Source organism: Hoeflea sp. AS16, from assembly GCF_038900095.1.
In the GTDB taxonomy this organism is placed as follows: Bacteria; Pseudomonadota; Alphaproteobacteria; order Rhizobiales; family Rhizobiaceae; genus Hoeflea.
In genome coordinates this window covers 143,631-156,314 of sequence record NZ_JBBMQQ010000007.1, presented here as the reverse complement: position 1 = coordinate 156,314, position 12,684 = coordinate 143,631, and the positions used below count along the sequence as shown (strand labels likewise).

The 12,684-nt window shown below is 61.1% G+C and carries 12 protein-coding genes; 3 read left to right on the top strand and 9 right to left on the bottom strand.

The genetic code is table 11. The features are described from left to right. Window positions 1-5: 5 nt before the first annotated feature. Window positions 6-1,160 (top strand): Mrp/NBP35 family ATP-binding protein, encoded by a 1,155-nt coding sequence (locus tag WNY80_RS17095; protein ID WP_342888618.1) that lies wholly within the window; start codon window positions 6-8, stop codon window positions 1,158-1,160. A 6-nt stretch (window positions 1,161-1,166) separates the two neighbouring features. Here WNY80_RS17095 and WNY80_RS17090 read toward each other — a convergent pair whose 3' ends face one another. Further along, window positions 1,167-2,348 carry a serine hydrolase gene (locus WNY80_RS17090; RefSeq protein WP_342888617.1) on the bottom strand — a complete coding sequence of 394 codons (1,182 nt, stop codon included), beginning with the start codon at window positions 2,346-2,348 and terminating at the stop codon, window positions 1,167-1,169. A 132-nt stretch (window positions 2,349-2,480) separates the two neighbouring features. On the opposite strand from WNY80_RS17090, the gene rirA reads away from it, so the two are divergent. Then, window positions 2,481-2,939 (top strand): iron-responsive transcriptional regulator RirA, encoded by a 459-nt coding sequence (gene rirA / locus WNY80_RS17085; protein ID WP_342888616.1) that lies wholly within the window; start codon window positions 2,481-2,483, stop codon window positions 2,937-2,939. Window positions 2,940-3,073: 134 nt separating this feature from the next. Further along, window positions 3,074-4,747 carry an alpha-amylase family glycosyl hydrolase gene (locus tag WNY80_RS17080; RefSeq protein WP_342888615.1) on the top strand — a complete coding sequence of 558 codons (1,674 nt, stop codon included), beginning with the start codon at window positions 3,074-3,076 and terminating at the stop codon, window positions 4,745-4,747. Window positions 4,748-4,769: 22 nt separating this feature from the next. Here the strand turns inward: WNY80_RS17080 and ade are convergent, their stop codons facing one another. The 8 genes from ade to hydA form a co-directional block, all read right to left on the bottom strand. Then, window positions 4,770-6,482, bottom strand: coding sequence for an adenine deaminase (gene ade / locus WNY80_RS17075; RefSeq protein ID WP_342888673.1), 1,713 nt, complete (start codon window positions 6,480-6,482; stop codon window positions 4,770-4,772). A gap of 70 nt (window positions 6,483-6,552) precedes the next feature. Further along, window positions 6,553-7,518: an ABC transporter substrate-binding protein gene (locus tag WNY80_RS17070; RefSeq protein WP_342888614.1), complete on the bottom strand. Its 966-nt coding sequence runs from the start codon at window positions 7,516-7,518 to the stop codon at window positions 6,553-6,555. A 32-nt stretch (window positions 7,519-7,550) separates the two neighbouring features. Beyond that, window positions 7,551-8,657: an ABC transporter permease gene (locus tag WNY80_RS17065; RefSeq protein ID WP_342888613.1), complete on the bottom strand. Its 1,107-nt coding sequence runs from the start codon at window positions 8,655-8,657 to the stop codon at window positions 7,551-7,553. Further along, entirely contained in the window at window positions 8,654-9,541 is an 888-nt protein-coding gene (locus WNY80_RS17060) for an ABC transporter permease (protein WP_342888612.1), read from the bottom strand. Before WNY80_RS17060 ends, WNY80_RS17065 begins: the two co-directional genes overlap by 4 nt. Further along, on the bottom strand, window positions 9,538-9,873 hold the full coding sequence (locus WNY80_RS17055; protein WP_342888611.1) for a hypothetical protein: 336 nt from the start codon (window positions 9,871-9,873) through the stop codon (window positions 9,538-9,540). Before WNY80_RS17055 ends, WNY80_RS17060 begins: the two co-directional genes overlap by 4 nt. After that, window positions 9,870-10,355 carry a GNAT family N-acetyltransferase gene (locus WNY80_RS17050; protein ID WP_342888610.1) on the bottom strand — a complete coding sequence of 162 codons (486 nt, stop codon included), beginning with the start codon at window positions 10,353-10,355 and terminating at the stop codon, window positions 9,870-9,872. Before WNY80_RS17050 ends, WNY80_RS17055 begins: the two co-directional genes overlap by 4 nt. Beyond that, window positions 10,345-11,127: an ABC transporter ATP-binding protein gene (locus tag WNY80_RS17045; protein ID WP_342888609.1), complete on the bottom strand. Its 783-nt coding sequence runs from the start codon at window positions 11,125-11,127 to the stop codon at window positions 10,345-10,347. Before WNY80_RS17045 ends, WNY80_RS17050 begins: the two co-directional genes overlap by 11 nt. Before the next feature lie 94 nt (window positions 11,128-11,221). Next, window positions 11,222-12,679, bottom strand: a complete 1,458-nt coding sequence (gene hydA / locus WNY80_RS17040) for a dihydropyrimidinase (RefSeq protein WP_342888608.1) — start codon at window positions 12,677-12,679, stop codon at window positions 11,222-11,224. Window positions 12,680-12,684: the final 5 nt, after the last annotated feature.

Here is a 12,684-nt window from a genome sequence, read left to right as displayed (position 1 = left end):
GCAACGTGAGCGTGACCAAAGAAGAGGTTCTGGCGAAGCTGAGATCGGTCAAAGGGCCGGATCTTGAGGGCAATATTGTGGATCTCGGGCTGGTGTCGGAGATTTTCATCGCAGATGAAAAGGTCTATTTCTCGCTCACCGTTCCGGCTGCGCGCGCCCAGGAGCTCGAACCGTTGCGGGAAGCCGCAGAGCGCGCCACCAAGACCGTTCCAGGCGTCAAGGGCGCGATGGTGGCGCTAACCGCCAGCCGCGAGCCCGGTTCCGGCCCGGCGACGCCACCTCCGGCGCCCAAGCGCCCGGCGCACGCGCATGCTCCGGCACAACCGGGCCAGCCGCAGGGCAAGCCCAAGGCCGATGTCCCGGGAATCGCAACGATCATCGCCGTTGCCTCGGGCAAGGGCGGCGTCGGCAAGTCGACCACCGCGGTCAACCTGGCGCTCGGCCTTCAGGCGACGGGCCTCAAGGTTGGCGTGCTGGACGCCGATATCTACGGCCCTTCGATGCCGCGGCTGCTGGGCATATCCGGCCGTCCCGAACAGCTTGAAGGCCGGCTGCTGAAGCCGATGGAGAATTATGGCCTGAAGGTCATGTCGATGGGCTTCCTGGTGGAAGAAGACACGCCGATGATCTGGCGTGGCCCGATGGTCATCTCGGCGCTGAACCAAATGCTGCGCGAAGTCGCCTGGGGAGAGCTCGACGTGCTGGTTGTCGACATGCCGCCAGGCACCGGCGATGCACAGCTGACAATGGCGCAGAACGTGCCGCTGGCCGGAGCGGTGATCGTTTCGACGCCGCAGGATCTGGCATTGATCGACGCCCGCAAGGGGATGAACATGTTCAACAAGGTCAATGTACCGGTGTTGGGCATTGTCGAGAACATGAGCTATTTCATCTGCCCCGATTGCGGCGGCCGGCACGACATCTTTGGTCATGGCGGCGCACGCGACGAAGCCAGCCGGATCGGCGTGCCGTTCCTTGGTGAAGTGCCGCTGGCGATGCCGATCCGGGAGACATCCGATGCGGGCCGCCCGGTGGTGGCGACAGCCGCTGACGGACCTCACGCCAAGGTCTATCTGGAGATCGCGGGCAAGGTCCGCGCCCGCCTGGAAGAGCTTGCGGGCGACGGCGGACGGGCAATGCCGGATATCGTGTTCGAATAGGCCGGATCAGGCTTCGGTGCTCAACCTTGCAAACAGCGCGAGCATCGCCTGATCGAGAGCGTCGTTCTGCGGCTCGCTCTGGGACGAGGTGCAGGCGATGACCGTGCCGGTGTCCGGATCGCAATAAAGAAACTGGCCGTGGATGCCTGCGGCCAGGAATGCGTTGGATTTCCCGCCAACCTGGTACCAGTTGTTGCGGTACCGGCCGGTCTTGAGAAAGCTTGCCTGGGAACCACGCGCCCAGACGCCCTCGTCACCGTTTTTCTGCATGTCCTCGATCCAGCGCGGGGAGACGATCTGCTTGCCCTTTGCTGCGCCGCCATTGATCAGCATCTGTCCGAGCGCCAGCAGGTCATGCGGTCGGCAGGAGACACCGCCCGCGGTGCGCGGCGCGCCTTCGGGGTCAACGGTAATGAAGGCATCGGCCGAAGCCCCGAGCGGCTGCCAGAGAAGCCGGGCGCACAGGTCCGGAAAGCGTTCGCCCGATGCCCGTTCAAGCACGATGCCGAGCATGTCGGAATTCGGCGAGAGATAGTCATGGTCGGTGCCATGCGGACCGTTGGCCTTTTGCAGGCTGCACAGGAAAGACAGCACGGCCTCGTCGTTTCCCGTTTCCGAGGGCGGGTTCCAGGACATGGCGCGCCGGTAACGCGCATAGGCTTCCTGGGACAGGTAGGATTCATCGAAATCCAGGCTGACCCGCATGTCCAGCAAATGCTGCACGGTTGCATCGGCGTAGGCGCTGTTTTTGGCCTCGGGAACCAGATCGCCAACAAGCGTGGCCGGATCGAGAACGCCCCGGTCCTGAAGGATTCCTGCCACCAGCGCGGTGATGGATTTGGAAATCGAGAAAACCAGATGCGGATCGCTGCGATCAACGCCTTCCGCGTGCCATTCGCAAACCAGCTTGCCGTTCCTGGAGAGGATGAAGCTGTCGGCTTCGCTCTGGCTCAGCAGATCGGAAATCGAGCGGCTTTCGCCTGGAGCGGCCGGGCGCGCGAGCAGTTCGGGGTTTTCCGCCGCCTGTGGCAGAGATGCCGAGCTGGCGGTCTTGATGCGGGCGGAGCGAACCATTTCCGCCACATTTCGAAAGGACCAGAAGCTGTAGGGACGCGTGCGCCAGTTGGCCAGGGTGATCGCTTCACGCGGGAAACCGTTCAATGTTTCGAATTTTGAGGCGTTCGCCATGTTTTTCCTCGATTTAGCCGGATTTATCAGTCTGGGATAAAAACTTGAATGAAAGGGTTTCCTTTTTCTGGAAGCATTCTAAACTGGTAACTCTTCCGATTGGAAGACGAGCCTGAAGACTGGAGCCGGAAAATGCGTCTGACACGCCAAACCAACTACGCGGTGCGGATACTGATGTACTGCGCAGCCAATGATGCGCCGCTGAGCCGTATCGGCGATATTGCTAAGGCCTATTCGGTTTCCGAGCTGTTCCTGTTCAAGATCCTGCAGCCGTTGACCAAATCGGGTCTGGTCGAATCCGTGCGCGGACGCAATGGCGGTATCCGGCTCGGGCGTACGGCCGACAAGATTTCACTGCTTGATGTGGTCAAGGTGACGGAAGACAATTTCGCCATGGCCGAGTGTTTCGAGAATGATGCGAGCGAATGCCCGCTGGTTGATTCCTGCGGATTGAATACCGCGCTGAGAAAGGCGCTGGGCGCCTTTTTCGAGGTGCTGGCCGGTTATTCGATCGAGGATCTGGTCAAGTCGCGGCCGTCGATCAATTTCCTGCTCGGCCTCGAAGAGCAGTCGGCAGCGCCGGCCGCCTAAGACGCTCTCTCCCAATCCAGCCTGTATGCTCAAGGCGATGCTGTTGCGTCCGGATATCTGCTTTTCGCTGGCTTGTAAGCTCAAACAGCCTGATCTAAACGATTAGAAGAGCGATCATCTGCAGGGTGAGCCTCATGTCGGAAGTGGAGCAAGCCGTGAGTGAGACAACATCACCGGACTGGTGGCGCGGTTGCGTGATCTACCAGGTCTATCCGCGGTCCTATCAGGATACCTCCGGCGACGGCGTCGGCGACATTCGCGGCATCATCAGGCGGCTCGACCATATCGCTTCGCTGGGTGTCGATGCGATCTGGCTGTCGCCCTTCTTCAAATCGCCGATGGCCGATTTCGGCTATGACGTGTCTGATTACTGCGATGTCGATCCGATGTTCGGCACGTTGTCGGATTTCGATGAACTGGTGGAACTGGCCCATGCCAAGGGGCTGAAGATCATCATCGACCAGGTGATCTCGCATTCGTCGGACCAGCATCACTGGTTCAAGGAAAGCCGGTCGAGCCGGGATAACCCGAAAGCGGACTGGTATGTCTGGGCCGACCCCAAGCCCGATGGCACCGCGCCCAACAACTGGCTGTCGATCTTCGGCGGGCCGGCGTGGGAATGGGACAGCACGCGCCGCCAGTACTACATGCACAATTTCCTGGCTTCGCAACCGGATCTGAACTTCCATAATCCCGATGTGCAAAAAGCCATTCTGGACACGGTCCGGTTCTGGCTTGATCGCGGCGTTGACGGGTTCCGGCTGGATACGGTCAACTTCTACGTTCACGACAAGGAACTGCGCGACAACCCGCCGATGTCTCTATCGGCGGAGGGTGAAAATTTCATGGGTGTTGATGCGCCCGATACCAATCCGTACGGGTTTCAGGACCACCTCTACGACAAGTCACAGCCAGAGAATATCGTGTTCCTGCAGCGGTTGCGGGCTTTGCTCAACGAGTATGATGGACGCACCACCGTCGGCGAGGTGGGCGACGGGCGCCGGTCACTGAAGACAGTCGCTGCCTACACCAATGGCGGCGACAAGCTGCATATGTGCTACACCTTCGACATGCTCAGCGCAGAGTTTTCAACCGGGCATTTCCGCCGCAGCATTGCCAGTTTCCAGTCCGAGGTGAAGGACGGATGGGTCTGCTGGGCCTTCTCCAACCATGATGTCGAGCGCCATGTCTCGCGCTGGATGCAGGAGGGGGATGATCCCGAGCATCTGGCGCGTTTTGCGATCACCATGCTGGCATCGTTCCGCGGCTCGATCTGCCTGTACCAGGGCGAGGAGCTGGGGCTGGAAGAGGCCGAGATTGCGTTCGAGGATCTGGTTGATCCCTACGGCATCCGTTTCTGGCCCGCCTACAAGGGACGGGACGGCTGCCGGACACCTATGGTCTGGGAGAAGGACACCATCCATGCCGGGTTCTCGGATGCGCCACATACCTGGCTTCCGGTTCCTGAGAGCCATCTGCGTCATGCGGTGGACCAGCAAGATCATCTCAGCGGCTCGCTGCTCAACCATTACAGGCAGACGCTGGCTTTCCGGAAGTCTCATGCCAGCCTCGTCGATGGGCCGATGACGTTCCTCGATACCAATGGCGATCTGCTTGCCTTCATCCGGGGCGAGGGGAGGGACCGGTTCCTGTTCGTTTTCAACCTCGACCGAGAGCCGACCCAATGGACGCCACCGTCGGACCTTGTGATTGCCGAGGCGGTGAGGCTGCCCGGCTTCGCGCCGGGCCACGAGGGCAACACGGTCATGCTGACAGGACTGGATGCCTTCTGCGCCCGGCTGGCCTAACCAGGGCTGAGCCCAGTGCTGATTACGGATCGATGATCTCGAAGGCATCGACGTCGATCATGCCTCGATCCGAGATCTTGAGATGCGGGATCACCGGCAGCGGCAGAAAGGCCAGTTGCAGGAACGGTTCGTCGAGCGTGCCGCCGAGCGCCTTTGCGGCCTTGCGCAGCGGGATCAGCGTTTCGCGCACATACTCGTAGGGCTGGTCGCTCATCAGGCCCGCTACCGGTAATGCGATTTCGGCGACAACCTTGCCATCTTCGGCGACAACGAAACCACCGCGAATCTCGCTCAGCCGGTTGGCCGCCACAGCCATGTCCGTCTCCGAGGCACCAACGACGCAGATGTTGTGGCTGTCATGACCGACGGTCGAGGCAATGGCCCCGCGCTTGAGACCGAAGCCCTGGACAAAGCCGGTGGCGATGTTGCCATTCTTGCCGTGCCGTTCGATCACCGCGATCTTGAGAATGTCGCGGCCCAGATCGATCTGCTTCTCGCCATTGTCGATGGCGAGATCGAGGTCGCGGCGTTCGGTGATGATCTTGCCCGGAACAATGCCGATCACCGGGGTCTGGCTGCGGTTCTTGCGCACGGTGAAAGATGCGGCCTCGACCTTCGGCGCACGGACACTGTCGGTGCCGACGAGTTCGGTCCTGCCGCGGGATGCAAACAGCTCGTCGGTGACGCGGCGGCCGGCGGAGAACACCATCTGGGCGTTGCAGTCTTCGAGGCTGTCGAGCACCACCAGGTCGGCGCGCCAGCCCGGTGCGACCAGTCCGCGATCTTTCAGCCCGAAGGCGCGGGCGGCCGAAATCGAGGCGGCACGGTAGATTGCCAGCGGCTCGACACCATTGGCAATGGCGTGGCGGATCATGTAGTCGAGATGGCCGTGCTCGGCGATGTCGAGCGGATTGCGGTCGTCGGTGCACAGTGCGAGGAACGGCGAATTGCGTTCGGTGATGATCGGGATCAGCGCATCGAGGTCACGCGACACGGAGCCCTCGCGCACCAGCACATGCATGCCTTTCGACATTTTCTCCAGCGCTTCATCGGCGGTGGTGGATTCGTGCTCGGTGCGGATGCCGGCGGCGAGGTAGCCGTTTAGGTCGAGTCCGCGCAGCAAGGGGGCGTGGCCGTCGATATGGCCGCCCTGAAATGCTTCCAGCTTGGCCATGCAGGCGGGATCCCTGGCCAGAACGCCGGGGAAGTTCATGAACTCGGCCAGTCCGATGACCTGGGGATGATCGCGGAACGGCAGCAGGTCCTCGATATCGAGACGGGCGCCGGCGGTTTCGAGATGGGTGGCGGGCACGCAGCTCGACAGCTGCACGCGAATGTCCATGATGGTCTGTTCCGCGCAATCGAGGAAATAGCGGATGCCGGTGGCGCCGATGACATTGGCGATTTCATGCGGATCGCAGATCGCGGTGGTGATGCCGCGCGGCAGGACGCAGCGGTCGAACTCGTGCGGTGTGACCAGCGAGCTTTCAATGTGCAGATGGGTGTCGATGAAACCGGGAACGACGATCCTGCCGGAGATGTCGATGGTCTCGACGCCCTGATAGGTTTCCTGAGTGCCGACTATGCGGTCGCCGCAAATGGCGATGTCGCCCTCGCGCAATTCGCCCGTGGTCAGGTCAAACAGCTTGCCGCCCTTCAGGACAATGTCGGCAGGCTGTTTGCCCGCGCCCTGATCGATCATCTCACCAAGTCTGTTTGTCATGGCTGGCCCCAGCTGTTGTCTATTCGAATCGAAAACCGGCCGGCTTTTCAGCCGGCCGGTCAAGTTTAACCCAAAAGGATGATTACATCTTGTCGGTGACGACCGATGTCCATGCGCCTTCCGGCTGCTTGGTGATGATGCCCTGATCGAGCAGCGCCTTGGCGGTACGCTCGTAAGCTGCTTCGATCAGCTTGGCATCCGGCTTGTCGATCAGCTTGGCGACTTCGCCCATCATCCGGACCTGGTGGTTTTCGTCCTGGCCACCATTGTCCATGACGATGCCGGCTGCTTCTTCCGGATTGGCAATGGCATATTCCCAGCCCTTCATCGAAGCCTGGACGAACTTGACCATTTTCTCGACATAGGCCGGATCCTTGAGCTTTTCCTCAAGCGTATACAGGCCGTCCTCGAGCAGGTCGTTGCCCATGGCCGAGTAGTTGAAGACGATCAGGTCTTCCGGCTTGTAGCCTGCGTCCATCAGCTGCCAGTACTCGTTGTAGGTCATGACCGAGATGCAGTCTGCCTGCTTCTGGATCAGCGGCTGAACGTCAAAGCTCTGCTTGAGCACGGTAACGCCATCAGGTCCGCCTTCTGTGGACAGGCCAAGCTTGTTCATCCAGGCGAAGAACGGGTATTCGTTGCCGTAGAACCAGACGCCAAGGGTGTGACCCTTGAAATCCTCGACGGTCTGGACCGGGCCGTCAGCCGGGCAGACCAGCTGCATGCCGGCCTTCTTGTAAGGCTGGGCGATGTTGACCAGGCCAACGCCCTTTTCGCGGGCTGCGAGTGCGCCGCCCATCCAGTCGACGATGACGTCAGCGCCACCGCCGGCGATCACCTGTTCCGGAGCGATGTCGGGACCGCCCGGCTTGATTTCGACGTCGAGACCGGCTTCTTCATAAAAGCCCTTGTCCTTGGCGACGAAGTAGCCTGCAAACTGGGCCTGGGCGACCCACTTGAGCTGCAAGGTGACCTTGTCGGCAGCGCTTGCGGCGCCTGCCATCAAAGTCATCGTGAGTGCCAGTGTCATTCCAATTGTTTTTTTCATTGACGTTCTCCTCTGGTTAAGGCCCCGGTCTATCATCGGCGATAGCTCGGATGCCAAAAAGTGACGGTGCGCTCAAGAAGTGCAAGCGCCCCGTAAAACAGTGACCCGACAATAGCTGCCATGGCGATTTCCGCCCAGACCATGTCGAGATTCATCCGACCCACTTCGGTCGAAATGCGGAAGCCCATGCCGACGATCGGCGTGCCGAAGAACTCCGCAACGATGGCGCCGATCAGCGCCAGGGTGGAGTTGATCTTGAGGGCATTGAAGATGAAAGGCATTGCTGCCTGCAGCCTGAGCTTCAAAAGCACCTGCCAGTGGGTTGCGCCATAGGTGCGCATCAGGTCGCGTTCCATGTCGCCGGTGGCAGCAAGGCCTGCAAGCGTGTTCACCAGCATCGGGAAGAAGGTCATGACGATGACCACGGCTGCCTTCGACTGCCAGTCGAAACCGAACCAGATCACCATCACCGGTGCGATCCCGATCATCGGCAGCGCCGAGACCATGTTGCCGATCGGCAGCAGGCCGTTGGCGAAGAAACGGAAGCGGTCGGCAAGAATGGCAACCAGAAAGCCGGTCAGAGAACCGACAACGTAGCCGAACAGCACCGCCTTGAGCACGGTCTGCTTGAAGTCGGCCAGCAGGATCGAGGTCGAGGTGGTGATCCTCAGCCCGATGGCGGAGGGCGGTGGCAACAGCACGAAAGGAACGCCGGCACCGCGGATAATGCACTCCCACAGGATCAGCACCCAGATGCCGAACAGGGCCGGGACGATGATGGCGGAGCCGCCACCTTCGCTGCCGCGGCTGCCGTCACCCGAGAGCACGGTGACCAGACGCCAGCCCAGAAGCCAGGCCGTGGCCAGTGCAGCGAAATAGCCCTGCGTTGCGTTGCCGAAGGCATCCGCGAGACCGGCAATCAGCATTGCTGCTGCGCCGAAGCTCGACAGCGCAAGAACCATGGTTTGAATGGCGTAGCCAAGGCGCAGCATCGACAGCAGGGCGCCAGCAACCAGAATTGCCACCACCATCAGCGACGAGGCCTGGCTCATGCTTGAGGTGAATGGCAGCCCGGTGAGGCTGTAGAGGGTTGCAAGCAGCGCCAGAAGCGCCTGCCAGTTGGGACGGAACACGCTCATTGTGCCTTGGCTCCCATGCGGGTGTTGACGAACCGCCCGACCACATCAACGGCGGTGACAAGCAGGATGGCGACAACCGAGCCGGCGATGAGGGCGGCGAAAATGTCGACAGTCTGGCTGTAGTAGGAACCGGCCAGCAGTTTCGAGCCGATGCCGGCAACGGCACCAGTCGGCAATTCACCGACAATGGCGCCGATCAGGCTTGCGGCGATCGCCACCTTCATCGAGGTGAAGAAGAAGGGGACCGAAGCCGGGATGCGCAGCTTCCACAGCGTCTGCAGCTTGTTGGCCGAGTAGGTCCGCATCAGGTCGAGATGCAGCACGTCGGGCGAACGCAGACCCTTGACCATGCCGACGGCGACCGGGAAGAACGATAGGTAGGTCGAAATCAGCGCCTTGGGCAGCAGCCCGGTAATGCCGATGGCCGACAGCAGCACGATGATCATCGGCGCAATCGCAAGGATGGGGATTGTCTGCGAGGCGATGATCCAGGGCAGGAACGAGCGGTCGAGGGCCGGGATATGGACGATGCCGATGGCGATGACCACGCCGAGCGCGGTGCCCATGGCAAAACCGAGCAATGTTGCCGAAAGTGTGACCCAGGAATGATAGACCAGGCTGCGCTTTGACCAGGGCTTGACCGTAAACGTGTTCTTCCACAGGTTGGCGGCAACCTGATGCGGCGCCGGCATGGTCGGCTTCGGCTGGCTCATGGTCTTCATCAGGAATTCGGTGGCGGTGCGGGTCTCGCCTGCACGGCGGTCGAAATCACGCTGGAACGGTGCATTCATCGTAAAGGCTGCGAAGTACCAGGCGATGATGATCACCAGGAGGATCGAGCCGACGGGGATCAGGCGATCCTTTATGAAGCTTTTCTCGTTCATCCCTGCCTCCCTTGAGGCCAGATGATCATGCTGACGGCGACGATCCCGAGGACAATGCCGCCGATCTGCATGGTTGACGGGCGCTCGCCGAAAATCAGCAATCCGATCATGTTGATCAGCACCAGTTGCAGCACGGCGGACAATGACATGGCGACGGCCAGCCCGCTTTCGCGCATCACCCGGACCATCATCAGATTGCCCGCAGTGTAAAGCGTGATGGCGAACACCAGCAGCCAGACAGACGGCCGGTCGACGTAAACCCGGAGGCTGCTTGCGGCGGCCATGAAGATTGCCATGATTCCGGCCAGCCAGAGCATCAGCGAAGGGCTCATCGGGCGCCTCCCTGCCAGCACATCCACAGTGTCGGGATGCCCTCATCGGTGGTGGTGTCGCGACGGCCAGGGTCTTCCTGAAAGCCCTCGCGCTCGTAAAAGCGCAGGGCGTCGACGTTGCGTTCGAACACGGTGAGTTCAAGACCGTCGGGGTGGGCTGCCTTGGCCGCGTCGAGCAGCATCTTTCCGACGCCCTTGCCGCGCGCGGCGGGCCGCAGATAGAGCGCGGGAACAAAGCCGTCGTCACACATCGACAGGTAGCCGAGGATTTCGCCGTGCTCCTCGACCACAAACATGGTGCGGCTTTCGAGCAGCGACGGGACGAACAGCGCGTCAACAGCTTCGCGGTCGATGGTCCGCGGTAGCCATTCCGTGGCGTCGATGTATTCATTGATGATCGCCGCGCACACGGGCAGATCAGATGCGGTGGCAAAGCGCAGCGCCGGCGCGCTGTCTTGTGTGCGGAGCGCGCTATTCATCATAGCTGTGTCCGGCTTTCAGGCCTTCACGGACCTGATGGGCGATCTTGAGGAATTCCGGCGTTTCGCGGATGTCGAGCGGCCGGTCGGATCCCAGGTCACAATCGATGATTTCGTGAATGCGGCCGGGACGCGGGCTCATCACCACGATCTTGGTCGACAGGAACACCGCCTCCGGGATCGAGTGGGTGACGAAGACCACAGTCTTTTTGGTCTTGGCCCAGAGCTTGAGAAGCTGCTCGTTCAAGTGGTCGCGGACAATCTCGTCAAGCGCACCGAACGGCTCGTCCATCAGCAGCATTGCCGGCTCGACCGCGAGCGCCCGGGCGATGGAGGCACGCTGCTGCATGCCGCCGGAAAGCTGCCAGGGGAACTTCTTCTCGAAACCGGCCAGATTGACCAGCTCCAGATTGCTCTTGATCCGGCCCGTACGCGTCGCCTTGTCGAGCCCCATGACCTCGAGCGGCAGGGAGATGTTGTCCTCGATGGTACGCCAGGGCAGCAGTGCTGCCTGCTGGAACACGTAGCCATAGGCGCGGGCGAGGCGTGCCTGCTCCGGTGTCATGCCGTTGATCGACACTGTGCCGCCGGTGGGTTTTTCAAGGTCGGCGATCACCCGAAGAAGAGTGGTCTTGCCGCAGCCGGATGGGCCGATCAGCGAAACGAATTCGCCCTCGGCAATATCAAGCGTGATGTCTTTCAGCGCATGAACCGGGCCGTCATTGGTCTCGAAGGTGAGGTCCAGATTTTGGGCAGAGATGACAATTTCAGGCATGAGTTGCTGCTTTTTGTTTCATTGTGTTCCCCCGGGAATTCCGTTTTGTCAGCCCTTGCCAGTACCCGAACTGGTACTGGCAAGTACCATGCCATTATACCCCGGTTGCGGGAATGCCTGTGCGCTCAACCTTGCGCGGAGAAGAGACTTCCTTCCAGGTCGACAGCGCCTTGTTGGTCGGCGTGACCGGTTCGCGTGCAACGAACTGGCCGTGGCCTTCCTGCGGCTTGACCTCGCCGTCGTCGATGGCAACCCGGCCGCGGGTCAGCGTGTAGCGCGGCAGACCCTTGACCTGCTTGCCTTCGAAGACGTTGTAATCGATCGCCGACTGCTGCGACTTGGCGGAAATGGTCTTGGACTTTTCCGGATCCCAGACCACCAGGTCGGCATCGGCGCCAACCAGCACCGCACCCTTCTTCGGATAGCAGTTGAGGATCTTGGCAATGTTGGTCGAGGTGACGGCGACGAACTCGTTCATGGTCAGACGGCCGGTGGCGACGCCATAGGTCCAGAGCATCGGCATGCGGTCTTCGAGGCCGCCGGTGCCGTTCGGGATCTTGGTGAAATCGCCGACACCGAAACGCTTCTGTTCGGTGGAGAAGGCGCAATGGTCGGTTGCGACCACCTGCAGCGAGCCTGCCGACAGGCCTGCCCAGAGCGAATCCTGATGCATCTTGTTGCGGAATGGCGGGCTCATCACCCGGCGTGCGGCATGGTCCCAATCGGGATTGGCGTATTCGCTCTCGTCCAATGTCAGATGCTGGATCAGCGGCTCACCCCAGACGCGCATGCCTTTCTGGCGGGCGCGGCGGATGGCCTCGTGGCTCTGCTCGCAAGATGTGTGCACCACATAGAGCGGCGTGCCTGCCATGTCGGCGATCATGATGGCGCGGTTGGTGGCTTCGCCTTCGACTTCGGCCGGACGGGAATAGGCGTGGGCTTCGGGACCATTGTTGCCCTCGGCCAGCAGCTTCTGCTGCAGTTGCGCCACCACATCGCCGTTTTCGGCGTGGACCATGGCGATGCCGCCGAGTTCGCCGACACGGGAGAACGAGGAATACATCTCGTCATCATCAACCATCAAGGCGCCCTTGTAGGCCATGAAGTGCTTGAAGGTGGTGATGCCCTTGTCCTTGACGACCGTTTCCATCTCGTTGAACACCTGCTCGCCCCACCAGGTGATCGCCATATGGAACGAGTAGTCGCAATGGGCGCGGGTCGACTTGTTGTCCCACATGGTGATTGCTTCGAGCAGTGACTGACCCGGCGAGGGCAGGGCGAAGTCGATCACCATGGTGGTTCCGCCGGCCAGTGCCGCGCGGGTGCCGCTTTCGAAATCGTCTGTCGAATAGGTGCCCATGAACGGCATTTCGAGATGGGTGTGCGGATCAATGCCGCCTGGCATGACGTAACAGCCGGTGGCGTCGAGCGACTTTTCGCCGACCAGGTTGGGGCCAATGGCGGTGATAACGCCGCCCTCGATCAGCACGTCCGCCTTGTAGGTCAGGTCGGCGGTGACGATGGTTCCGTTCTTGATGACGGTGGTGCTCATGATGC